Source organism: Mobiluncus mulieris ATCC 35243 (assembly GCF_000160615.1).
Classification (GTDB): Bacteria; Actinomycetota; Actinomycetes; order Actinomycetales; family Actinomycetaceae; genus Mobiluncus; species Mobiluncus mulieris.
Map to the genome: position 1 here is coordinate 231,557 of NZ_GG668519.1, position 22,948 is coordinate 254,504.

The following is a 22,948-nucleotide window of genomic DNA, read 5'->3' on the forward strand; positions in this document are numbered from 1 at the left end:
CACCTCTTCGTTTACTCATTCTTAGAGGAAAGAATTCGCTGACGTATTAATTCACCTTGCTCCCCCATACTTCCATCCACTTCAAATGGAGTCATCAATACTAAAGACGCCGCACCCAAAGCCCATTTATCATCACGCCATTGTCTTATTACCACATCAATATCTCTTAATTCTTTTATTATGTTACTCCTTAGCGTGTGCTTAAACACAGAATCCCAATATTTCCACGCCTGCGTACCTTCACCTTGAATGACAATTACTTCTGGAGCTAACACATTCACCACAGCCGCAATGCTCCTGCCAAGATGCTCAGCGCCACGAGAAAATATCTTTGCAGCGTCTTCATTACCACTATTTGCTAAATCTATCAGAGCTTCTATTTTTTGATCCTCTCTAATTAAACCTCGACTTCGAGCAGCAGTAATCAATGCACTTTCTCCGATCAGAGTTTCTAAACACCCACTATTACCACAATGACATTTCTCGCCGCCTGGTTTCACAATCACGTGACCCAGATTTCCAGCTGCTCCACGCATTCCGTGTAGCACGGTTCCTTCATTACAATACCCAGATCCCACGCCTGTCCCCAGAGTCACCACAAGTAAACTGTCATATACGTCACCAACACCAAATAAATACTCGGCTACTGCTAAAGCATTTACGTTATTTTCAACTATCACCGGCAACCGTAATTCGTTTCTAAGCAGTTTCCCCAGTGGCATTGTGTCCCACCCCAACAACGTAGAGTTGACCTCTCCTATTTCAAGAGCATCCACAGTTCCAGGAACTCCCACACCAACGCCAAGCACCCGATTCTCATACCCAGACCCCATAAATTTTTTCAGTTCTCGCGCTATTATTTCCGCTACCTCCAAAGATGAGGCATTAAGTGGAATCTCCGTACTTTTGCACACCTCGCCTGAAAGGGTACTTTCCACGCAAGAAATATGATCTGATGCTACCTTCAAACCCACAGCGGTATAATCAACCGATTTCAACCCCAGTTGCACCGATGGTCTTCCCATCTGTGTGGTTTCAGCCGAGTTGAGCTCCTGAATCAGCCCCTCGTCAAGCAGCTTCTTAACCACCTGCGTAATAAGTGCTGGAGATACTTCAAGCCGTCGCGCTAAATCGGCACGTGACTGACTGCCGTGTAGACCAAGAGACGCTATCACGGCAGCACGTCTACAGTCCGCACCCAAAAAAGAGCGAGCTGCAAAGGACTGAGTTTGTTTAGCCATAAATTAAGTATTACAGAAAGTAATTTAGATGTCAAGAAGTTCAGGAAATTCTACGAAAGTAAGACCATAATCCCAGGTAGAGGCCTACTAGCACTTGACGCAACAATCTCTGATTACACCTACCAACCACCTAGAGATACCAACAACTAGTCACTTTTTAGAATCCCCTTATCAGCTGTCCAAAGTGGAGCACACAAGGTAACTGGAACCTCATGAACCTGGCAGAAATCAGTGAGAATCCTCCCCAAAACCGGGTTTTTTAACCGCAAAAAAGATATTTTCACTCATTTCTGTCAGGCTCACGGATTGACTGACACCACTGACCAGAAGGCCTACTCCGGAAAAGCGTGGCCAGCCGCGTTTCCCCGGAACAGAGGAACAGAGCCCGCCACCCGCGATATATTCACCAAATCCAGCCTATGCCCCGAGATTTCCACAACTCACGACGTGAACCCCGTCGTCGCGGGTGTAGCTAAGCGAACCCTCGGTGACGACCAACAAAACCGGCGCGACATGCGAGCCGTCAACGTATCGTTTCGCAAAGGTTTTCAAGTGGGTGACGGCGGTCTCGATGGTGGCTTCGCTGGAACCAAGTTTCACCTCGGCCAAAACCACGCGACCCGCTATCTCCAGCACTGTGTCGACTTCTAGGCCGTCCGCGCCACGCCCGTGATAAGCCTCTTGGCGACTCATGAACCGCAAATCATGCACTACCTGGGACTCGAACACCTGGCCGAAGAACTCTAAATCCGCCAACAGCCCATCCGCATCCGTGTGCAGCGCGGCCACGGCCAGCGACGGGTCAGCCAGGTGCCGTTTCGGGGTTCCCGCAACGGGATGCGCGAGCGCAAATGGGGTCGCCACGCCGCCTGGTTTTGCATCACAAAGATACGCTCCAGGGAATCAAGGTATTCCCGTATCGTGTCGCGTGACAGTTCGATGTCACGCGACAGAACGCTGGTGGTTATCTCGGTTCCCACCCCGCGTGCCAGCGAGGCCGACAATCGTTTCACCCGCTGCGGGCGCGGTTGAACCCGTAAGAATGAACTGGCCAGGCTCGCGACGCTGGTCAATCTGGTGCCGGACTAAATCCCACAGAATCGGGTACACCTGTCACTCGTCTATCAACCGGAGAGTGGCGCCATGAAGTTCCTGGTCAGGTAGGGTTTCGAGCTGCTTGGCCAGCCCGGGGTCGGTATCCGCTTGCAGGATGTTTTGCGCGATTTGCCGTGCGGTTTCGGTTTTTCCACAGGCTTTCGATTCGGTAATCAACACCCCGCCCGCTCGTTGTAAGGCGGCTTTCAAGTCCTAATCGGCCAAACGTGGGTGATATGGTGTCGCGGGTGGTACAGCGGGTGTTTCGGTCATGTTTTCCCTGTTCACGAGGTGCCAGTCGCCAATTTAGCGTAGCTGGAGTCGTCTATTTATTAATTCCCAGTAGTCAGTTTGTTGTAAATCCAGCCGTCAATTTATAGTTTTAGCCAGCTTTACTCCCGCCGCAACTAAACCGATGCTACGTGTGGTGAACTCGCAGCATCGCAGGAGGCTGCGGTAGCCTCATGAAAACGGAGAGTCGTGATGATTGCCATCTCCATACAGAGTACCTCTGTGTGCCGAAACGGTGGTTCGTACGATATCTTTGGCCTTTCCCGGTTCTACTTTTACCGCCACAATTATACCGCCACTGGAGCTAATCGAGGACGGTGTATTCACTCCACCGCGTGTTTTCAGTCTTGCAACTGGCTTCTCGAGACCCGCCGGGAGGGCAGGCGCCCGCGCCAGGAAAATAACCATGCTCCCACAAACAAAACCGTACAGACCAGCACGATTGTCGCGCCGACCGGCAAGTCCAACGCCCAGGCCAGATACAGCCCCCAAAACGCCGCATTCGCTCCAATCAACGTCGCCAAGAACATCATCACCGGCAGTTTGTTGGTCAACAGCCTGGCCGTGGCTGCCGGCCCTACCAACAGCGCTAAAACCAAAACATTGCCAATAATCTGGACGGAAACCACCACCGCACCGGCCACGGTCAGGTACAACACCACGTCGAGCGCCACCAGAGGTAAGCCCACGGCCGCCGCGCTCTCCCGGTCAAGACTGACCGCCACCAGTTCCTTGTGAAAAAACCACAGCACACCCATAATCGCCACCCCGACAATCGCCACCCAGACAATGTCGCGGTTGGGAATCCCCGTAATCGAACCAAACAGGAAACTTTGCAGCGACCCGGAATAGCCCGCCACCCGCGACACAATAATCAGCCCCAGCGCGAAAGACCCCGCGAACAGAATCCCGATAATGCTGTCTTCTTTTACGTGGCGGTTTTGCGAAAACAGCGCGATAGCTACTGCTATCACCAGGCCTGCCACGGCTCCGCCCGCCAACAGTGACCCTTGCAGCACAAAGGCCACGGCGATGCCGGGGAATACCGCGTGGGATACCGCATCCCCAATAAAGGCCATGCCGCGCAGCACCACGTGGGTGCCGACCAGGGCACAAATCACAGCCGAGAACACGCCCACGAACAGGGCTTTCGGTAAAAACGCCAGGGCGGGGTTCGCCAAGTCGCCCAGGAAATCCAGGAAAGATATCATCGCGCGCCCCCCGAGTGGGTCGTGGTTGCAAGAGCCGCAATCAACCGCACCAGCGGCGAACCCGACCCTACCCCGAAAGTGCGCTGCCAAGGCTCCGGGGTCAAAAGCTCCCCCGGCGCGCCCGCGGCCTGCACGGTGCCACGCAACAGCACCAGCCGCCCACAGACTTCCAGGGCACCCATAAGGTCATGTGTGGACATCAGCAAAGTCTGTCCCCCGCCCGTCAGTTCGCTAAACAGCACGTTTAGGCTCTCTACGGCCGGCTGGTCCAAACCGGTGAAAGGCTCGTCCAAAATCAACAGTTGCGGGTGGTTCACCAAGGCGCGCGCCACCAGCACCCGCTGACGTTGCCCTCCGGAAAGCTGCTCCAAAGGCCGCCGAGCCAGCGCGGTCATCCCCACCAAATCCAAGGCGGCGTACACATCCTCCCAGTCGGCGGTTTTCGCGCGTCTGCCCCAACCCAGTTGCCGCACCTTGCCGGTCAAAACCGTTCCAGCCACGTCAATCGGGTAATCCCAGGCATAGGCATGGCGTTGGGGCACATAGCCGATTTTGGCCTGCCGGGCGGCCGCACTCCGAGCCCCGTCGACTTCGATAACACCTGTTCGCGGACGAATCAGCCCCAGAATGGTACGAATCAGCGTGGTTTTCCCCGCGCCGTTACCGCCCAGCAAACCCACGAACTGCCCCGGTTGAATCTCCAGATTCACATCGTGCAACACCGTGTTACTCCCGTAAGCGACCTCTAAGTCCTGCACTCGCAACAAAGGCTGGGGGGCGGGGGTGGCCAAGTCGTTCTCGCGCAATGCCGTGGCCGGTTGCCCCGTGGTTTCACGAGGCGCCCGCATGAATCCTTGGCGTTTGCCGGTTTTCTCTCCTGTTTCCAAGGAATTAGAGGTGGTTAGTACTTCAGTCATGCTTTCCTTCCGCGTAGCGTTTAGCCACGGCCTCCCGCTCCTGGATTCGCCGCCGCACCAGAATAATCACCCCAGCCGGCAGCAGCACCACCAACATGCCACCCACCAGCGGCAGCCACCATCCCGGTGTCGTCAGGCCGCCTTGGGGCTTCGTTTCTTCCGCAGGATTTCCCGCCGCGCCGCTCGTGGCCGCGCTCGCTGCTTTGTCCCCCGCTTTGGCCGCCGCGTCACTGTCGGATTTCGCGTCTGCACGAGGTGCCATCTCGAAACTGCCGCTTTCTTTCCAGGTCGCGGCCAGTGCCTGAGCCGGGGTTGTGTCCTTGCCCACGGCGAAGCGCAACAGCGCCGTCGCGGAAATCTGGTTCCCGGAACCGTCCGCGCCCAAGACCTTGAATTGCAGCAGGTGTACTCCAGGCTGGGTAAATACCCAGTTGGCGTGGGTATGAGTATTCGCGTCAATATAGATTTCACTGACCTGGTGTTGGGCAGTGGACCAAACCACTTGCGGGGTTCCGAAATTCCCGGATTGCAGGAAAACCTGAACCTCGCCTGGCCCCTCATGGCCCACCAGTTGTAACTTGACCCCGGTCACCCCAGTCTGCGCCAGTTCGGGGGCCTGGGTGTTCCACCCCAGCCACGGCACCCCAGAGACTTGGTTTTGGCCAATCACATACACCGGTGTGCCCGGTGCAACCCCCAGGAATTTATAGTCCGTGTTGTCTGGCACCCGCAAGACCGCGTTTTCCCCCAGCACGAAAGCCATGTCTGTGGGGCGGCGCCACACCGGGGTTTTCGCGGTGTCGTCGCGCGCGGCCAACACCCACTGGCCATCGACCAAGCGCGGACCGAGGTCAATATGCCCTTCGGTAATGGTGACTTGCGGAGCATCCTCGCCCAGCCGGGTTTCCTCGGTGGCGCTGACCTGATGGTCATGATGGTCGTGATGGTCATGGTCATGGTCATGGTCATGATCATGGTCATGATCATAATCATGACCATGATCGCGATGTGCGCCCGAAACCCGCTGGGACACCACCCCAGAATAAATTCGGTTTGAACCCAATGGGGCGGCCATACCCGGAATGACACCTAATGAACTCGCCACCACCAGCGAAACCGCCGCTAACACCGGCATCAACAAAAACAACCTGCGCATTCACTTTCCTTTCTGCGGGGGAAACGGTACCGCCGGAAGCGGCGCACCGCGATCCAAACATTCTTTTAGAGCCAGGGCATTGGCCTGCATCATGTCGATATAGCTCTGTACTGTGGAGTCGAAGGCGTCGCCGTAAATCCGGCACACCGCGATCCCGCGCTGTCCCGCCAGCTCTCGGAGGGTCGCCGCATAGGCGGCCAGATTTGGTTCCAGGAACACGGCTTTGACCTGCAACGCATCCAGGGTGCGGTTCAGCGCCACCAGGTCTTTTGTGCTGGGCTGCACGCCGGGGTTGGGCGAAACAAAACCCGCGATATTCACCCCGTAAGCCGCCCCCAAATACCCGTAAGCGTCATGCGTGGTCACCAAGTACCGTTTAGAGGCGGGAATCGAGCCGATAACCTCGCGCATCCAGGCGTCCAGGCGTTCCAGACGCTCCACCGCTCGGTCGCGATTTTCTTGATAATATCGCGCATTCGCAGGGTCAAGCTGGGTGAGGGTGTCAGTGATGGTTCGCAGGTAGGCGATAGCGTTTTTCACGTCATGCCAGGTGTGGGGGTCGAGCGTGCCGTGAATGTGTTTACCCAGCACGGCTTGCGCCAGTTGGTAGACCTCGGTGCCGGGGCGTCCCAGGAAGCGAAATTCGGGGCTGGCGGGTATCTGGGTCAGCGCCTGGTTCGGCACCACCACCACGGAATCCGCCAGGCCGTATGCCCGTTGTGCTTTGTAGCCTTGGCTGCCTTCGTTACCGTGTCCATGGTCGCAATCCGGTTCGGGTTCGTGCTTCGTTTCGGTTTCACGAGGTGCCAGCCCAGTGATAGCAGGGCTAACGGTGGTGGCAGCATCAATCTTCGAGTTTGTTCCTCCGTGGTTTCGCGCGCCTCCCGCTGCCCCGGAGTCTGCGTCGTGGCTTCCGTTTGTCAAGGATTCGGGGGATTCCGGAGTGGATTCTTGTTCATCCCCGTAAAGCTCAAGGGTCAGCCGGTTTTGTTCCCGGCGTGCGCTCAAGTCCACGTGTCCGCGATTCACGGCGGTTTTCCCCGCGAACTGCGGAATTTGTTCCGGCGAGGATCCCACTAGGAAAGTCAGCACCGACTCGGGGCTTTTTGCCACGTTTTTGCTGGTGGCTTGCAGATGCAGCCGGTAAACCCCCGGGTGTGAAAACGCCCATGACAGGTGGGTATGCGCCCCAACCGGCAAGGCCACAGCCTTGGATGGCGCCCCAACCGGCAAGGCCACAGCCTTGGATGGCGCCCCAGCGTGACATGAGGGGACTGCCGTATCCGTTTGCCCGGCTTTCGCACTAGGCTCGGTTTTCGCGTCTCGCCGGGTTGTCACGGCAGACCCAGTTTTCGCGCCAGAACTATTTTTTGCATCTCGCCGGGATTGCTCTGGCGCCTCATGAACCCGCGTCGCACCCGGCTTGACGGTCAAGTCCCAATACCGGGTGGGGTTACCGAAAGTCCCGGTCAGATACGCGTGTACCGAGACTTCCGGGGGCACCTTGCCTGCTGCCCCGCCCGTGGCCGCCTCTAGAGTCTGGTATTCCACGCAGGTGGCCTTGACGGCGACGGTTTCCTTGCGTTCGCGCGCCCCGTCCAGCAATTCACCTTGCCGGGCATCGTCAATCTCGCCGCTGCGTACCCGCAACCCCAGCCACACGGTGTTCAGCGTTACGTCTTCGACCAGGGGAATCAGTTTCACCCCGTTGGCGGCGGATTCTTCGGCCAGGTTGACGTTGACAGCACGGGGCGAGAGGTTCGCGTCTATCGCGCGAATCAGGGAGTGTTCCTCTAACATCAAATAGTTCGCAAAGGCCGCATCGGCATAGACAATATTGCGCACGTCACGCAGGGTGGGTTCATAGGAATGCGGGTCGGCATCTTTGGGCACCAGCGAGGTCACTTCGCCGCGCTCCCCCGCGATTTGTTTCACCAAATCGGCCAGCAAGGCGGTGGTGGTTACTAGATGCAGTTTTCGCCTGTCTCCCCTTGGGGGGTCGTTGGCGGTTGTGGTTCCGGTTGCATGAGGTGCCATCGCAGCATTGGGTACAGCCTTGGAATCTGGCGCAGCGAAATTCATTAATCCAGGCACCGCCAGGGCGCAACTGGCGGCTAGCGCCAGCATCGCCAGGCCTGCATTCTTGAACCGACTCACCCTCTAACGATAGCCGTTCTCATTATCGCGTGCAAAACGGCGACGCTGGGCACGTGTGGAATCGGGGATACCAGTCAAATTTTGCCACGCAGGTCTAGGATTGGCTAGGGTGTTTTCAGCATTTCCGGCGTAACTATGCACCACCAGGCATCTCATGACACAGCAAGGCGCCTCATGACACAGCAAGGAGAATCACCAATGGAAATCCGACCGGCACAACTCACAGACGCCCCCGCACTAGTGGTCTTGAGTCGCGAAACATTTACGGAAACTTTCGGGGCTGGCTACCCGCCACAAGATTTGGCAGCCTTCCTCGAGACGGCTTACACCGTGGCGGATTATTCCCAGCAAATCAATGACCCGTCATCCGGCGTGTGGGTGTTGGCAGATGGCGACGACCTGTGTGGATACGTAACTGCCGGGCGATGCAAACTGCCTAGCAAGTTGGTTCAGCCAGAGGACGGCGAAATCAAAAGACTCTATTTGTTGCAAAAATATCAACGCCGCGGCTGGGGCACAAAGCTGTTTGAAACCGCTTTGAACTGGCTGATTGACACCAATCATCCGGTGTTGTGGTTGGGCGTGTGGTCTGAAAACTTCGATGCTCAAAAGCTCTATCAACGCTACGGTTTCGACTACGCCGATGAATACCAGTTCCAGGTGGGCGAAAGTCGCGACCGCGAATTTATCTATCGCCGCATCGTTGCCTAGCCGTTCCTTGGTCAGACCAGCTCACCCTGCGTTCATGAGGCGCTTCTGTGAGTGGCGCCTCATGAAAACGGTAACTACCCAGAAACATCTCACAGAACCAACTTGACAGAAAAAGGGAAGCTTAATCCAAAGTTAGTAAATTCGGCTCCGGTGTCCCACATCAACAAGAATCAACACAATCTCTTGGTCGCATATTTCAGCTAGAATTCGATAGTCGCCAACCCGGTATCTCCATTGCCCGCTTCTATTGGCTCTTAGCGCTTTACCGAATAAACGCGGATTTTCACAATTCATAAGATTTTTTTCAATCCAGGATTTAATTATCCTTTGCGTTTGCCTGTCCAGTTTCTTGAAGGACTTATCGAATTTGTCGGTAGCGATAAGCTGATAGGTCATAGCCCTAGCTCTTCGAACAGCTCATTGACAGGGCGGGTTTTTAATGTTCCCGCTTGTTTTTCCGCTTCGTATTCTGCAAATACCTTAAGGTCATATTCATCCTCAATGCGCTCCAGCATAGTAGTCCTGATAATTTCAGACAAGGTAGCATTATTATGCTCGGCATAGGACTTAAAGATATCTAGTTCTTTTTCCGGAACCCTCAGACTAATCGTAGGCATCCCCACCTCCACTCTTAAGTAATACAATCGTATTACCCTATTCGACGTTCGTCAACCCGGGGTCTTGCCGCGTTCCCCACCTCGCCGCGATTTTTCGGGTTCATGAGGCGCTTCCCGACTTCCGACCGGTGGCACATGTCTCCCCGGGAATAATCCAGGTATACCCGAAAAATCTCGGGTTTTAGGGAATATTTCGGGTATACCTGAAATTGTTCACGAATCAAGAAGTTGCCGCTCGGCGGCCTCTACCACGTTCACCAACAGCAAGGCTCGGGTCATGGGTCCCACCCCGCCGGGATTAGGCGAGAGCCACCCGGCCACCTGGTCTACCCCAGCGGCCACGTCGCCCGCCAAACGCGACTTGCCCGTATCCGGGCAAACAACTCGTGAAACCCCCACGTCGAACACCACCGCACCCGGGCGCACCATGTCGGGGGTAATCAGTCCCGCCACGCCGCTAGCCGCGACGATAACATCCGCCGTGCGGCACTTTTCGGCCAGGTTGCGCGTCCCCGTATGGCATGAGGTGACAGTCGCATTAACGTCTTTTCGCCCCAGCAACAGGCCTATCGAACGTCCCACGGTGGTACCGCGCCCCACCACGCACACGTCCTTACCGGCAAAATCCACCCCGAAACGCCGCCCGAGTTCTATCACCGCCCGGGGAGTGCACGGCAGGGGCGAAGTAATCGGCTCGCTTACCCGCAAGACCAGCCGCCCCAGGTTCGTGGGATGCAAACCGTCCGCGTCCTTTTCGGGATCAATGGCTTCCAGCACCCGATTTGTATCCATGTCGGCAGGCAGCGGCAACTGCACAATATACCCGGTACAAGCCGGGTCTTGGTTCAAACGCTCCACGGCAGCCAGAACCTCGGCCTCCGACACATCTCCCGGTAAATCCACGCGTATCGACTCGATGCCAATCTCGGCGCAATCCCGGTGTTTACCGGCCACATAGGTTTGAGACCCCGGATCGTCGCCCACTAGGATAGTTCCCAACCCGGGCACTATCCCGTGGGCACGTAAAGTCGCTACCCGCTCGCGCAGTTCGGCCTTGATAGTGGCCGCCGTGGCTTTGCCATCCAAGACCTGCGCGGCGCCTTCCCAGGGGGCTCTCATTGCTGCAAGCCTGCGTAGAGCGGGAAAGCCTCGGTCAAAGCCCGGACGCGCGCCTGGTACTTGGCCACGTCAACCGAGTGCGCCCCACCAGTGGCAGCGTCCACCAAGACACCCGCGATAATGTCGGCCACCTCGCGGAATTCGACATCCCCGAAACCACGAGTCGCCAGTGCCGGGGTACCGATGCGCAGCCCGGAAGTGACTTTCGGGGGACGCGGGTCGAAAGGCACCGCGTTGCGGTTGACGGTAATACCCGCCGCATGCAACAGATCCTCGGCTTGCTGTCCGTCCAGTGCGGATTTCACCAGGTCAACCAGCACCAAGTGCACATCCGTACCTCCAGTCAACAAATCAATGCCCGCCGCCTTGCAATCGTCTTCCATGAGGCGCTCGGCCAAAATCCGCGCCCCGGCCAAGACGCGCGACATTCTTTCGCGGAATTCTTCGCCCGCTGCCAGTTTCAGCGCTACCGCCTTCGCTGCTACCACGTGCATCAAAGGGCCGCCCTGCTGGCCGGGGAACACCGCCGAGTTAATCTTCTTGCCGAAGGCCTCGGCGTCACGCGACAAAATCATCCCGGAACGCGGACCGCCCAAAGTCTTGTGAATCGTAGTGGACACCACATCGGAATACGGCACCGGGGAGGGGTGCAAACCAGCCGCCACCAGCCCCGCAAAGTGCGCCATATCGGTCCACAGATACGCCCCGACCTCGTCAGCAATCGAGCGGAAAGCCGCGAAATCAACGTGGCGCGGATAGGCCGACCAGCCGGCGATAATCACCTGAGGGCGCTCGTTCAAAGCCAATTCGCGCACCTGATCCATATCAATCAGTTTGGTGTCTTCACGCACCCCGTAGGCGGCCACCTGATAGAGCCGCCCGGAAAAGTTAATCTTCATCCCGTGGGTCAAATGCCCGCCATGAGCCAGTTTCAAGCCCATGATTTTTTCACCCGGCTTCGCTAGCGCCGTCAGCACAGCCGCGTTCGCCTGCGCCCCGGAATGTGGCTGCACATTGGCGTATTCGGCTCCAAACAGTGACTTCGCGCGCTCAATTGCCAGGTTTTCGGCCACATCCACGTTTTCGCAACCACCGTAATAGCGATTACCCGGGTAGCCTTCGGCGTATTTATTGGTCAGCACACTGCCTTGACACTGCAAGACCGCGCGAGGCACGAAGTTCTCGGAAGCAATCATCTCCAGGGTATTACGTTGTCGAGTCAGTTCCCCATCCAGCACGGCCTGGATTTCGGGATCTACCTCAGATAAAGGCTGGTTCAAAACATCGGTCATGGTTCCTCCTATCGGTAAGGGTTCATCACCCGTTTATTCTGGATATTTCTCGATTCTTGTCTTGGCACAACCCAGGCGTCCGATTGTGTAAATGCGCTCCCCGGAGGGTGTTTCCTCCCGCTTTCTCGGGGCGGTGCCGAAACGCCTGCCCTAGAAGCCTCGCCAGTCGCGACGCTTCTAGGTTACCAAACCCCCGCCAAGGTGTTTAAACTGTCCCTGCCATGCCAGTAACCCGACGGTAACCAACAAACACTATCGCCGTCGTTTAATCCGCCCCCGCCGTGCCAGTAGCCCCAAAATCAGAGTAGGTTTTGGTAGTCTTTCACCGTGCAGACCTTTCTTTTCCTTGCCGCTACCGCGATTCCGGTGACACCACCAAACAAGTGGTCTGTGACTCAAAACCTGCTGTATGCCCTGGTAATCTTGGCAACTATCGCCCTAACTGTGGGCGTTATCTGGCTGGCTTCCCGGCTTATGCCACGTCGTCGCAAAGTTGAGGTTCCCTCGACGCATTTGCAAGAAATCCACCTGGTTTACGAGGAAACCCTGTCCGCAGCCGACCGGGCGATTGTCCGTGACCAGCAGGTTCGCGAGGCCACCCGCTATATGCTCAAAGACCCCTCCTTGGCGCAGCCCCTCGAACAGTGGCGCGAAAAACGCCGCGAATGGGCTGCCCAACTGACCTTTTTAGAGGCACTTACTTCGAATCCGTCCAAGATGCTGACTGACCCGGCAGTGGCGGATAATCTGCGTTATGTGCACACGCTGGCTTTCGAGTTAGAGGCCGCCCAGCGCGCTATGTTGCGCGCGATTCGCCAGGCCGTGGCTACGGGCAGCGAAAATCCGCCCCTGGGTACTGCTTCCGATACCTAGGGACAGTTTCCCGCCCCGACGCTCTCAAAAGTCTCGACCGTGGGCGACCCGGAGTCTAAGCCTAGCTCTTGACCCAGGCGATTTGCCTCGGCTATCAAGGTGGTCACAATCTCGCTTTCCGGCACGGTCTTAATGACCTTACCTTTAATGAAAATTTTGCCCTTGCCATTACCCGAAGCCACGCCCAAATCGGCTTCGCGCGCCTCGCCCGGACCGTTGACAATACACCCCATAACCGCGACCCGCAACGGGTAAGTAATATCTTTCAAGCCCTCGTTAACCTCGTTAGCCAGGGCACACACGTCCACCTGCGAGCGCCCGCAAGAGGGGCAAGAGACAATCTCGAAGTTACGTTTACGCAAACCCAGGCAACGCAGAATCTCCAAGCCCACCTTGACTTCTTCCACCGGCGGGGCGCTGAGCGAAACCCTAATCGTGTCGCCGATTCCCTCGGAGAGTAAGATTCCGAAAGCCGTAGCGGATTTAATCGTGCCTTGGAACTGGGGGCCGGCTTCGGTAACTCCTAGATGCAACGGCCATTCCCCAGCTTGAGACAGCAGACGATAGGCCTGAATCATAGTCAAGGGATCGTGATGTTTCACGGAAATCGCGAAGTCGTGGAAGCCTACGTCTTCGAACAGGGATGCCTCCCACACAGCTGATTCCACCAGTGCTTCCGGGGTGGCACCGCCATATTTTTCGTACAGGCGCTTGTCCAAAGATCCGGCATTCACCCCAATGCGCAAAGCCGTGCCGTGGTCACTAGCAGCTTTGGCGATTTCCTTGACCTGGTCGTCGAAAGCCCGGATATTACCCGGGTTTACGCGCACCGCCCCACAGCCAGCTTCGATGGCTTGAAACACGTAACGAGATTGGAAGTGAATGTCGGCCACCACCGGGATGCTGGAGTGCTTACAGATTTCCGGCAAAGCTTCGGCGTCATCTTCAGAGGGACAGGCCACGCGGATAATATCGCAGCCGGCAGCGGTTAGTTCCGCTATTTGTTGCAAGGTCGCCCCCACGTCAGAAGTCAATGTCGTGGTCATGGATTGCACCGACACTGGGGCATCCCCACCCACCGGTACGCTACCCACCATGATTTTGCGGGTTTTACTGCGAGGAGCAAGAATCCGCTTTACCGGGGGGATTCCAAGATTAATTTCACTCACGCTGCGATTTTATCCTAGGTCTAGATTAAGGGCACTTCCAGGGCTTTTATACCCCGGGTGCCGGTCTAACTGGTTTAGACTGGTTTCACTATATCAGCCACTATCAGTAACACGGTCATGCCGATAAAAGCCACTACCACTGCGGCCGTCAGCGGCAAGACTCGTGCCAAGTCCACCGGCCCGGGGTCGGGGTGACCCCGCAAACGGCACCACCAGCGTCTTAGCTGTTCAAAAACTGCCCCAGCGGCTTGTCCCCCGTCAAGGGGCATCAACGGAATCAGGTTGAACAAAAACAAGGTCAGGTTCAACGACCCCATCATCAACAGGAAAGAGGCCACCCGATCGGCCAGGGTGAATCCCGGAGCTTTGGTTGAAGCTATCTGGCCAGCAATCTGTCCCATTCCCACGATTCCCATCACGGAGTTCGGATCGCGCGGTTTTTCGGTTTCAAATAGGCTCAAAGTTGTTTCCCACAGTTTCACGGGTAGAGCCACCAGAATTTTGGAAGTCGCCACCATCACCGCCCATTCGTATTTCAAAATGTCGCCGGGTGTTGCCCGATAACGTTGCGAAGCGGGTAACACCCCAATCACGCTGCGCCCTCCCGACTCACGCGGGGTAACAGATAACTCCAGACGTTCAGATCCGCGTTGCACCGCAATCCGAGCAGGTTTACCGGGCAAAGTCCGGCCAATACCTTGTTGCACTGCCGCCCAGTCGGACACCTCACTTCCGTCAATCCCCACGATCTTGTCCCCCACCTGCATTCCAGCCTGAGCAGCGGGGGAACCCGCCGAAACCTCGGCCAGGCGCAGACTCGGTGCCGCATACCCGATTGCCCCTAGGGCGATACCCACGCACAGCAAGGAAAGAGCCAGATTCATCAAGATACCGCTGAGCATAACCACCAGTCTTTGCCACACCGGTCGAGCATAGAAAGCCCGGGATTCCTGGCCGGAGGGAATCTCGGCCACGGCTTCTTGCCGAGCCTGTTCCGCCCACGTCAGCTCGCCTTTACGGTTCGTGGTCTTGCGTCCCACCCGTCCGGGAGCATACATTCCCACCATGTGGACATAGCCACCAAGCAGAATCCACTTCACGCCGTATTCGGTCTCCCCAATTTTTTTAGACCAGATAGTCGGCCCGAAACCAATCATGTACTGCGGGGTGAGGATACCGAAGCGTTTCGCGGGGATAAAGTGCCCCAGCTCGTGCAGAGCAATAGAGGCCACCAGCCCGAATACCAAAATAATTACGCCCAGAATATAACTCAATGTTGCTCCGCTATCAGTTCAGTGGCGCGACGTTTGGCCCATTGCAAGGTGGCTTCGAGTTCAGCCAGTTCCGGGGCATTCTTGCCGTGGTGTTCCGCGACAACCCGCGAAACCACATCGTAAATCCCCAGGAAGGGCAGCTGACCATCGAGGAAAGCCGCAACGGCGACTTCGTCGGCACTGGCCAGCACCGCCGGATGCGTGGCCGAGGTTTGCAACGCCTGGCGCGCCAAGTTGACCGCCGGGAAAGCTTGGTTATCCACCGGTTCGAAATGCCAGTTCACCGGGCGCGTCCAGTCACAGCTCGGCGCCACATCCCGCAGCCGGCTCGGGGCAGACAGCCCCAAAGCAATGGGAATACGCATGTCGGGTGGAGAAGCCTGGAGCAAGGTGGCTCCGTCGCGGAATTCCACCATGGAATGCACCACCGAAGCCGGGTGCACCACCACGTCTATAAATTTGGGGTCAATGTCGAACAACAGCGAAGCTTCGATAACTTCCAAGCCCTTATTGAACATGGTGGCAGAGTTGATGGTCACCAGCGGCCCCATATCCCAAGTCGGATGACGCAAGGCCTCCGCAACCGTGACGTGTTCCAGCTCCGTCCGGGTTTTACCCCGGAACGGCCCGCCACTCGCAGTCAAAATCAGGCGGGAAACCTCGGTATATCCCGTGACTTGCGAGGCACATAACCCCCGTTCGTGTTTCCCGGAACGCAGGGCTTGCCAAATGGCGGAATGCTCGGAGTCTACCGGTGTGATTTGCCCGGGACGCACTACCGCTTCTCGCACCAGGGAACCGCCAATCACCAGGGATTCCTTATTGGCCAAGGCCAGTTGCGATCCGGAATCCAGGGCACGCAGGGTGGCGTGCAAACCAGAGATTCCCGCGATACCGTTCAAAACAATCCCCCCGGGGACGCACCCGGCGGCGGCTTCCACGCCGGCACGTCCGGTCAACAGGTGATGTCGCACCGGGGGTTTATCGGATTGGGCTTGGGCGGCTTTCAGAGCCTGATCAAGTTCCCCCACCGAGCTGTTGGCGACCGCCACCAAGGGGACTTCATACTCCACTGCTTGGCGCGCCAGTAAATCTAGGTGGGTGCCCGAGGCTGCCAAGGCCTGGATGCGGAAGTGTCCGGGATGTGCCGCGACGATTTCGAGAGCTTGGGTGCCGATAGAACCGGTTGACCCCAGGATTACAATATCTTGCACGGATTTATTCTAGCGGTTTAGCGACGCAATGGGTGGTTGAGTTACTCCACGGCCGACGCTACGGGCGGCTCTGCCGCTTATTCCAGGGCTTACTCCACAGCCAGCAAGACTTCCACGGCGCGCGCTAGATAGGCATCCACGGGTCCCTCTGCGTAGGCACGGGTTCCTTTGGATTCAGCGAATACCGCGTCACGAATTTCGCGGCTGGTCAGGGGCTTGTTTTCGTCGAAATACGCCACCAGGCGTTCCAGCAGAGCATCCACGTCAGCCGAACGATAACCACGTTCCCGGCCTTTCGGGTGCGAAAATCGCTTCCCGGCGGGACGTAACAATCGCGGATAGAGCGTGGTAGCCTGTTCCGACACCAGGTTCATCCAAGCCTTCTGGCCGTTTACCGCCACATGGTCAGCGCGGGCACGTGCCACAAAGGCGGATTCGAGACGATCCATAGCCGCGTCTACTTGGGCAAAGTTATAGCCACCGCGCACGACACGAAAGCCCTGGGCGCGAACCTGGGCGGCACCGAAGTTGGCCGGCCCCCCGGTGCCTTCATAGGCCGAGCGGGCGGTTTTCAGGAATTCCTCTACCTCGTCGCGATGGTAGCCTTTTTGAAAAAACTTCGCGGTGCGAAACATCGTGTCACTCAATGTTGGGGTTCCTCGCTTCCTTGTCCTAGCACTCGCGCCACGCCGGTCTTTTTGTGGTTCTTCGAGGCGGTTGCGAGTTGCCCGCAAGCTCCATCAATGTCAGAACCCCGGGTATCTCGCAAAGTAGTGCTAATCCCACTTTGCCGTAAAATCGAGGTGAATTCCTCCATGACACGCGGCAAGCTTGCAGTCCAGATACTTCCGGGGGTGGGATTTAGAGGTATGGGGTTAACATGTGCCCAGGTTTTACCCCGTTTATTCAGTTCATCGGCTAGTAGTTGCGCGCGCCACGGGTGGTCGTTCATGTCGCGGATAAGAGCGTATTCGATAGAGACGCGTCGTCCGGTGGTTTCGAAGTATTCATGAGCGGCATCGAGCAGTTGGCCGACTTTATAGTGGCGATTCATCGGAATAAGGGCATCACGCAGTTCATCGTCAGGAGCGTGCAGCGACACTGCCAGGGTGACCGGGATTCCTTCCGAGGCTAGACGGCGTATCCCCGGCACCATCCCAACCGTGGAAACCACCAGGTTGCGCGCGGAAATCCCGAAACCTTGGGGAACCGGGGCGGTGATGGTGCGCAGCGAAGTCAGCAGCGCCCGATAGTTGGACAGGGGCTCACCCATTCCCATGAACACAATATTGGAAAGGCGGGTTTCTTGCCCTCCCAGGGCTCCGGTGGCGGCGGCTCGGGCGGAAAACCGGACTTGCTCCAGGATTTCTCCGGCCGAAAGATTGCGAGCCAGCCCCAACTGTCCTGTGGCGCAAAACGGACAACCCATCCCGCATCCTACCTGCGAGGATACACACAGGGTGACCCGTTTGGGATATCGCATCAACACGGATTCGACTTCCGCGCCGTCAAAGAGTCGCCACAGGGTTTTCTGGGTCCAATCCTGGTCGGCGGTTTTGGTCACCACCGGGGTAATGAGTTGCGGCAAAAGTTGCGCGGCTAGTTCCCGGTCGCGCGCGTTCAAGTCAGTCATCAGCTGCGGGTCAGCTTCGAAACGTCCGAAGTAATGCCGGGCTATCTGGTCAGCTCGAAAGGCCTTGAGTCCCAGTTCCGCAGCGGTTTCACGGCGAACTGCCGGTTCTAAATCCGCGAAATGTATCGGGGCTTTGCCCTTGCCGATGGGGATAAAGCTGACGCGCGGGCGCGCTTGGGGAGAAGTGGCTCCCACCGGGGGCTGGTCGCCGGGCATAACTTGTTTGGACACGCGCCTATTTTAGCCGATGTTCAGGTTTTCGGTTTGATGGCCGGCTCGGGCTTGTCCGAGGTCTTACCAATAGCCACCCGGTCTACGACATGGGGAGAACCTGGTGGAAGTGAATCGCGAACTTCAAGATGATATATGCCACAGGCGCGGCCATCAGCAAAGAATCCATCCGGTCGAGCAGCCCACCATGTCCCGGCAGTATATGCCCCATGTCTTTAATCCCCAGTTCCCGTTTCAACAGCGATTCGCTCAAGTCCCCTAGGGTGGCAAAAATTGCTATCAGCACCCCCAGAATCGGCCCGTAAAACCATGGAATTCCAATCCAAAACGTCCCGGCTATGCTGATTGCAACCGCGAAGACCACTGACCCGGCAAATCCTTCCCAGGTTTTCTTAGGGGATATCACCGGGGTCATGTGGTGACGTCCCAGGAAGCGCCCAACAACATACCCGCCGGTATCCGAGCCCAGGGTGGTAGCCAAGACGTACACTGCTGTCGCCGGCCCCCCACATTCCACCGACAATAGTCCCACGAATGATGTCAGAAAGGGGATATACGCCACTGTTAGGGCTGTGGCGCTAACATTTCGCAGCAGCTTCTCGCCGCGAGATTCCCCCGTCAAGTGCCACAGTATCCCAGCTCCTACCGTGAATAGGGTGGCGGTCAGCATGGCTTCCATCCCCATCTGAGAGGCACAAATAAAAATCCCGGCTCCCCCCACCATTGTCACTGGGGTGGCTAGATGCAAGTCAGTCTTCTGCCAGACACGGCGAAACTCCAGCAGCCCCGCCATCATGGCTATGATAACGGCCAGCCGAAACAACACTGGGACGAACAGCAGGGTCAGCCCGAAGAATGCCAACAGACCTCCACCCACGAGGAAAGCCGCACCCAAGTCACGGCCGGCTCGTGAACCCGACTTTTTTTCTTCGGTGACTACGGGCGGCGCGGCGCTCCCACCCGGTGTCGTGTCGCGCCGGGGACGTGCTCGTCTCCTCGCTGATGCCATACGTTTATCGCCCATAGTTGCCAATAATGCAGGAGTTCTACTTCCTGCCTGGTTTAGACAGTCATTAAGTCGGTTTCTTTGTCCTCCAGCAGGGTGTCAACCTCGTCGGTGAATTTCTTGGTGACGGTATCGAGTTCCTTGACCCCCCGTTCCACTTCGTCTTCGCCTAAAGTCTTGTCTTTCTTCAGTGCTTCCATGGCATCCTTAGCTTTGCGCCGAATCCCGCGAATCGACACCCGCCCTTCTTCGGCCTTGGTTTTGGCTTGTTTCACGTATTCTTTGCGTCGGTCTTCGGTCAGTGCCGGTAACACTACCCGAATGGTTTTGCCATCATCGGTGGGGGTGACTCCCAAATCTGATTCCGAAATAGCGTGGATAATGTCTTGGGTGGCGTTGCGGTCAAAAGGCTGAATAATTACGGTACGCGCCTCGGGAATATTAAATGATGCGAGTTGTTTCAACGGGGTGGGGGAACCGTAATATTCCACGACAATTCCGTCAAACATGGCCGCGTTGGCGCGCCCAGTGCGAATCGTGGCGAATTCATCCTTGGTGGCCTCCACGGCTTTTTGCATCTTGGTTTTCGTGTCCTTCAGTATTTCGTCTATCATGGGGTTTCTCCTTTGTTCGTTTTGGGGTTTCGTTTAGTTTATTGTTTTGGATTCGGGTTCATGAGGCGCCATTCTCGCTGTACAGCACTGTGCCGATATCCTCGCCTAATAGAGCCTTGGTGACATTGCCAGGTGTTCCCATCCCAAAGACTCGCATGGCTAAACCGTTGTCTTTGCACAAAGCAAAGGCGGCCGCGTCCACTACCTTGAGCCCGTCACGCAGGGCTTGTTCATAGCTTACTTTGTCTAGTTTGGTTGCGTTCGCATCTTTACGGGGGTCAGCGGTATAGACCCCGTCGACCCCATTTTTACCCACCAACAGTTCCTGGCAATGGGTTTCTAAGGCACGCTGGGCGGAAACCGTGTCGGTCGAGAAATATGGCATCCCGGCGCCGGCGCCGAATACCACAACCCGACCTTTTTCCAGGTGCCTAATGGCGCGCAGGGGCACATAGGGCTCGGCAACCTGGGTCATGGTGATGGCGGATTGGACGCGGGTGCGCACCCCCGCTTGTTCCAAAAAGTCTTGCAATGCCAAGGCGTTCATCACAGTTCCAAGCATCCCCATATAGTCGGCACGGGCTCGATCTAGACCACGTTGGGACAGCTCTGCACCCCGGAAAAAGTTTCCCCCACCGACCACGATGGCTATTTGTACCCCGTTATTCACTGCAATCGCGACTTGGTGGGCGATATCCAAGACCACATTAGGGTCAAGTCCTACGGAACCTCCCCCAAAGACCTCGCCGGATAGCTTCATCAATACCCGTCTGGGCGGATTTTCAACCATTACCTGAGTCCTCGTTTCCTTTCCTCACTGGCTCGTTCGGTTCCACATTCGGTTCCGCGAGCGGTTTTGTGGTCACCGGTCGTGGGGTGCCACAGCCGCTTTGCTTATTATATGTAAATTTAGCGGGCAGCCCCGAAGCCTTTAGCTTCGGAGCTGCCCGATTTTGAAAACTACCGTGAATTATTCGCCGGCTTGCAAGCGGGCAAAACCGGTAACTTTGCCTTTCGAGGCTTCCACAATCTTGCCAACTGTGGTCTTGGGATCCTTGGCGTAAGGCTGGTCGAGCAGCACGTTTTCCTTAAAGAACCCGTTCATCTTGCCTTCGACAATCTTGGCGACTGCCGCTTCGGGTTTGCCTTCGGCGATGGTGGCTTCAGTCAAGGTTTCACGTTCTTTTTCGACAGCCTCGGCGGGAACCTCGTCACGGCTCAAGTATTCGGGAGAATACGCCGCGATATGCATCGCCACATCGTGGGCTACCCCAGCTCCGGCCTTATCGGTGGCTACCAGCACCCCCACGGTGGGTGGCAAGTCTTGGGAGGACTTGTGTAGGTACACATCCACCGCTTCGCCTTCTACTTGGCGCACATTGGCGACATCGAGTTTCTCGCCAATAATCGCGGCCACTGCATCAATGGTGTCTTTTACGGTACCGTCAGCGGTCTTGGCTTTCATCAGTTCTTCTGTGGTGCTAGCGCCGGATTCGGCCGCCGCCTGGAGCACTACCTCGGCCATATTGATGAATTTCTCGGTTTTCACCACGAAGTCGGTTTCCGCATTGACTTCCACCAGGGTGCCGCGCTGCCCAGCAGCCGTGTCGGTTATTTTGGCGGCGATTAATCCCATTCCGGCGGAACGCCCTTCCCGCTTAGACAGGGACTTTAGACCCTTGACGCGGATAATTTGCAGAGCCTTTTCACGGTCACCCTCGGCTTCTTCCAACGCTTTCTTGACGTCAGCCAAACCAGCTCCGGTTTCTTCGCGCAGTTCTTTCAAATCTTGCATGCTGTACTTTGCCATTGTTTTTCCTTATGTCTCGTCTCGGTTACTCGGCGGGGGTTTCATGAGTTGCTTCCGGGTTCGCGGCCTCGTCCGGAGTTTCTACCGGGGTCTGTGCGGCTTCACCTTGCAGCAAATCACGTTCCCACTCAGCCATAGGTTCGGCGTCTTGTCCGCCTTCACCCATTTGCTTCTTGGACTGTTCCACCAACCCCTCGGCACAGGCATCAGCGATAATCTTGGTCAATAAGTCCACCGCACGAATCGCATCATCGTTGCCGGGAATCCCGTAATCTACTTCGTCGGGGTCGCAGTTGGTATCCAAAATGGCCACAATCGGAATCCCCAGCTTTTGCGCCTCGGAGATTGCGAGATGTTCTTTCTTGGTGTCAACCACCCACAGCATAGAGGGGGTCTTGTTCATGTCGCGGATACCGCCCAGTGTCTTGGCCAGCTTGTCCTTTTCGCGGCGCATCATCAACAGTTCTTTTTTGGTGAAGCCGGTAGAAGCAGTGTCCTCGAAATCGTACTGTTCGAGTTCCTTGAGGCGCTGCAAACGCTTGTGTACTGTAGCGAAGTTGGTTAACATCCCACCCAGCCAACGTTGGTTCACATAGGGCATCCCCACCCGGGTGGCTTGCTCCTGAATGGATTCCTGGGCTTGCTTTTTGGTGCCCACAAACAGCATGGTGCCGCCGTGAGCCACAGTTTGCTTGACGAAATCAAAGGCGATATCAATATCAGCCAGGGTCTGTTGCAAATCGAGGATGTAAATCCCAGATCGGTCGGTGAGGATGAAACGCTTCATCTTCGGGTTCCAGCGGCGGGTTTGATGCCCGAAATGTACGCCACTTTCCAGTAACTGGCGCATAGTTACGACTGCCATTGGTCGTCCTTCTTTCAGTTTTGGGGCACACCCGTGGTTAACGGATACGCCCGATTTCGGTTAATTAATGCCTGGTGTCGCAGGATTCCCCGCACCCCGAAGGGACCTAGCGAGAAATCGGTGACCGCTGCGCGACGTTTTTCGGTTCTCAGAACCGGAAAACGCGCGGCTGCGGCTGCGTACACGCGTAGTCAATTGGCCAAAGCCAATCGCGTTCTAAGTTTAGCAAAGCTGGGGAATCATCGCTAATTCTTGGCGATACCAAGCCGTTTCTCGAGTTTTCCACAACCGTCCCCCACCCCGTTTTATCCACAGGATAGAGATTCTCCGCTGTGGTTATTCCTGGTTTACACGCAAGCTCTAGATATGAAAAGAATTTTAGTGTTTTGCCTCACGCTGTTCCTACTGGGTGCTCCCGGTGTGTCTTTTGGGACAAGTTCAACTGTCACCCC

24 protein-coding genes are annotated in these 22,948 nt (G+C 56.6%); 2 read left to right on the forward strand and 22 right to left on the reverse strand.

Translation table 11 applies throughout. The features are described from left to right. Window positions 1–11 precede the first annotated feature (11 nt). From HMPREF0577_RS06020 to HMPREF0577_RS06050, 8 genes are all read right to left on the reverse strand, one after another. Complete coding sequence (locus HMPREF0577_RS06020; RefSeq protein ID WP_004012866.1) at window positions 12–1,241, reverse strand: ROK family transcriptional regulator; 1,230 nt, start codon at window positions 1,239–1,241, stop codon at window positions 12–14. A gap of 417 nt (window positions 1,242–1,658) precedes the next feature. Then, the gene (locus HMPREF0577_RS11840; protein ID WP_244854482.1) at window positions 1,659–2,051 is read right to left on the reverse strand and encodes a DUF4143 domain-containing protein; all 393 of its coding nucleotides are present in this window, start codon (window positions 2,049–2,051) and stop codon (window positions 1,659–1,661) included. Then, the gene (locus tag HMPREF0577_RS11845; RefSeq protein WP_244854404.1) at window positions 1,985–2,314 is read right to left on the reverse strand and encodes a DUF4143 domain-containing protein; all 330 of its coding nucleotides are present in this window, start codon (window positions 2,312–2,314) and stop codon (window positions 1,985–1,987) included. Before HMPREF0577_RS11845 ends, HMPREF0577_RS11840 begins: the two co-directional genes overlap by 67 nt. Window positions 2,315–2,354: 40 nt before the next feature. Continuing rightward, entirely contained in the window at window positions 2,355–2,546 is a 192-nt protein-coding gene (locus HMPREF0577_RS11850) for a hypothetical protein (protein WP_004012870.1), read from the reverse strand. 422 nt (window positions 2,547–2,968) lie between these two features. Then, on the reverse strand, window positions 2,969–3,838 hold the full coding sequence (locus HMPREF0577_RS06035; protein ID WP_004012872.1) for an anchored repeat-type ABC transporter permease subunit: 870 nt from the start codon (window positions 3,836–3,838) through the stop codon (window positions 2,969–2,971). Beyond that, window positions 3,835–4,755: an anchored repeat-type ABC transporter ATP-binding subunit gene (locus HMPREF0577_RS06040; RefSeq protein ID WP_004012873.1), complete on the reverse strand. Its 921-nt coding sequence runs from the start codon at window positions 4,753–4,755 to the stop codon at window positions 3,835–3,837. The genes HMPREF0577_RS06035 and HMPREF0577_RS06040 overlap by 4 nt, the downstream gene beginning before the upstream one ends. Further along, window positions 4,748–5,911, reverse strand: coding sequence for a choice-of-anchor M domain-containing protein (locus tag HMPREF0577_RS06045; RefSeq protein WP_004012874.1), 1,164 nt, complete (start codon window positions 5,909–5,911; stop codon window positions 4,748–4,750). Before HMPREF0577_RS06045 ends, HMPREF0577_RS06040 begins: the two co-directional genes overlap by 8 nt. After that, window positions 5,912–8,068 carry a metal ABC transporter solute-binding protein, Zn/Mn family gene (locus HMPREF0577_RS06050; protein ID WP_248613719.1) on the reverse strand — a complete coding sequence of 719 codons (2,157 nt, stop codon included), beginning with the start codon at window positions 8,066–8,068 and terminating at the stop codon, window positions 5,912–5,914. It lies immediately after the preceding gene. Between the two features lie 198 nt (window positions 8,069–8,266). On the opposite strand from HMPREF0577_RS06050, the gene HMPREF0577_RS06055 reads away from it, so the two are divergent. Further along, window positions 8,267–8,779 carry a GNAT family N-acetyltransferase gene (locus HMPREF0577_RS06055; protein ID WP_004012877.1) on the forward strand — a complete coding sequence of 171 codons (513 nt, stop codon included), beginning with the start codon at window positions 8,267–8,269 and terminating at the stop codon, window positions 8,777–8,779. 132 nt (window positions 8,780–8,911) lie between these two features. Here the strand turns inward: HMPREF0577_RS06055 and HMPREF0577_RS06060 are convergent, their stop codons facing one another. From HMPREF0577_RS06060 to glyA, 4 genes are all read right to left on the reverse strand, one after another. After that, the gene (locus HMPREF0577_RS06060; protein WP_004012878.1) at window positions 8,912–9,175 is read right to left on the reverse strand and encodes a type II toxin-antitoxin system RelE family toxin; all 264 of its coding nucleotides are present in this window, start codon (window positions 9,173–9,175) and stop codon (window positions 8,912–8,914) included. After that, window positions 9,172–9,396, reverse strand: coding sequence for a type II toxin-antitoxin system RelB family antitoxin (gene relB, locus HMPREF0577_RS06065; protein ID WP_004012879.1), 225 nt, complete (start codon window positions 9,394–9,396; stop codon window positions 9,172–9,174). Before relB ends, HMPREF0577_RS06060 begins: the two co-directional genes overlap by 4 nt. A gap of 213 nt (window positions 9,397–9,609) precedes the next feature. Then, window positions 9,610–10,515 (reverse strand): bifunctional methylenetetrahydrofolate dehydrogenase/methenyltetrahydrofolate cyclohydrolase, encoded by a 906-nt coding sequence (locus tag HMPREF0577_RS06070; protein ID WP_004012881.1) that lies wholly within the window; start codon window positions 10,513–10,515, stop codon window positions 9,610–9,612. Further along, complete coding sequence (glyA, locus tag HMPREF0577_RS06075; protein ID WP_004012882.1) at window positions 10,512–11,807, reverse strand: serine hydroxymethyltransferase; 1,296 nt, start codon at window positions 11,805–11,807, stop codon at window positions 10,512–10,514. Before glyA ends, HMPREF0577_RS06070 begins: the two co-directional genes overlap by 4 nt. 327 nt (window positions 11,808–12,134) lie before the next feature. Here glyA and HMPREF0577_RS06080 point away from each other — a divergent pair, with 327 nt between their 5' ends. Further along, a complete protein-coding gene (locus HMPREF0577_RS06080; RefSeq protein ID WP_004012883.1) occupies window positions 12,135–12,680 on the forward strand; it encodes a hypothetical protein in 546 nt (181 codons plus the stop codon). Here the strand turns inward: HMPREF0577_RS06080 and ispG are convergent. The 10 genes from ispG to rpsB form a co-directional block, all read right to left on the reverse strand. After that, window positions 12,677–13,849 (reverse strand): flavodoxin-dependent (E)-4-hydroxy-3-methylbut-2-enyl-diphosphate synthase, encoded by a 1,173-nt coding sequence (gene ispG / locus HMPREF0577_RS06085; RefSeq protein ID WP_004012884.1) that lies wholly within the window; start codon window positions 13,847–13,849, stop codon window positions 12,677–12,679. The genes HMPREF0577_RS06080 and ispG overlap by 4 nt on opposite strands. 74 nt (window positions 13,850–13,923) lie before the next feature. Next, window positions 13,924–15,123 carry a M50 family metallopeptidase gene (locus tag HMPREF0577_RS06090; protein WP_004012885.1) on the reverse strand — a complete coding sequence of 400 codons (1,200 nt, stop codon included), beginning with the start codon at window positions 15,121–15,123 and terminating at the stop codon, window positions 13,924–13,926. After that, window positions 15,120–16,337 carry a 1-deoxy-D-xylulose-5-phosphate reductoisomerase gene (gene dxr, locus HMPREF0577_RS06095; RefSeq protein ID WP_004012886.1) on the reverse strand — a complete coding sequence of 406 codons (1,218 nt, stop codon included), beginning with the start codon at window positions 16,335–16,337 and terminating at the stop codon, window positions 15,120–15,122. Before dxr ends, HMPREF0577_RS06090 begins: the two co-directional genes overlap by 4 nt. A gap of 89 nt (window positions 16,338–16,426) precedes the next feature. Beyond that, window positions 16,427–16,972, reverse strand: coding sequence for a DivIVA domain-containing protein (locus tag HMPREF0577_RS06100; RefSeq protein ID WP_004015520.1), 546 nt, complete (start codon window positions 16,970–16,972; stop codon window positions 16,427–16,429). A gap of 8 nt (window positions 16,973–16,980) precedes the next feature. Further along, window positions 16,981–18,186: a dual-specificity RNA methyltransferase RlmN gene (gene rlmN / locus HMPREF0577_RS06105; protein WP_004012888.1), complete on the reverse strand. Its 1,206-nt coding sequence runs from the start codon at window positions 18,184–18,186 to the stop codon at window positions 16,981–16,983. A gap of 97 nt (window positions 18,187–18,283) precedes the next feature. Then, window positions 18,284–19,225 carry a phosphatidate cytidylyltransferase gene (locus tag HMPREF0577_RS06110; RefSeq protein WP_004012889.1) on the reverse strand — a complete coding sequence of 314 codons (942 nt, stop codon included), beginning with the start codon at window positions 19,223–19,225 and terminating at the stop codon, window positions 18,284–18,286. Between the two features lie 38 nt (window positions 19,226–19,263). Beyond that, on the reverse strand, window positions 19,264–19,821 hold the full coding sequence (gene frr / locus HMPREF0577_RS06115; protein WP_004012890.1) for a ribosome recycling factor: 558 nt from the start codon (window positions 19,819–19,821) through the stop codon (window positions 19,264–19,266). Between the two features lie 58 nt (window positions 19,822–19,879). Next, a complete protein-coding gene (pyrH, locus tag HMPREF0577_RS06120; RefSeq protein ID WP_004012891.1) occupies window positions 19,880–20,611 on the reverse strand; it encodes a UMP kinase in 732 nt (243 codons plus the stop codon). Window positions 20,612–20,791: 180 nt separating this feature from the next. Beyond that, a complete protein-coding gene (tsf, locus tag HMPREF0577_RS06125) occupies window positions 20,792–21,631 on the reverse strand; it encodes a translation elongation factor Ts (protein ID WP_004012892.1) in 840 nt (279 codons plus the stop codon). 25 nt (window positions 21,632–21,656) lie between these two features. Beyond that, a complete protein-coding gene (rpsB, locus tag HMPREF0577_RS06130; protein WP_004012893.1) occupies window positions 21,657–22,496 on the reverse strand; it encodes a 30S ribosomal protein S2 in 840 nt (279 codons plus the stop codon). Between the last annotated feature and the right edge of the window lie 452 nt (window positions 22,497–22,948).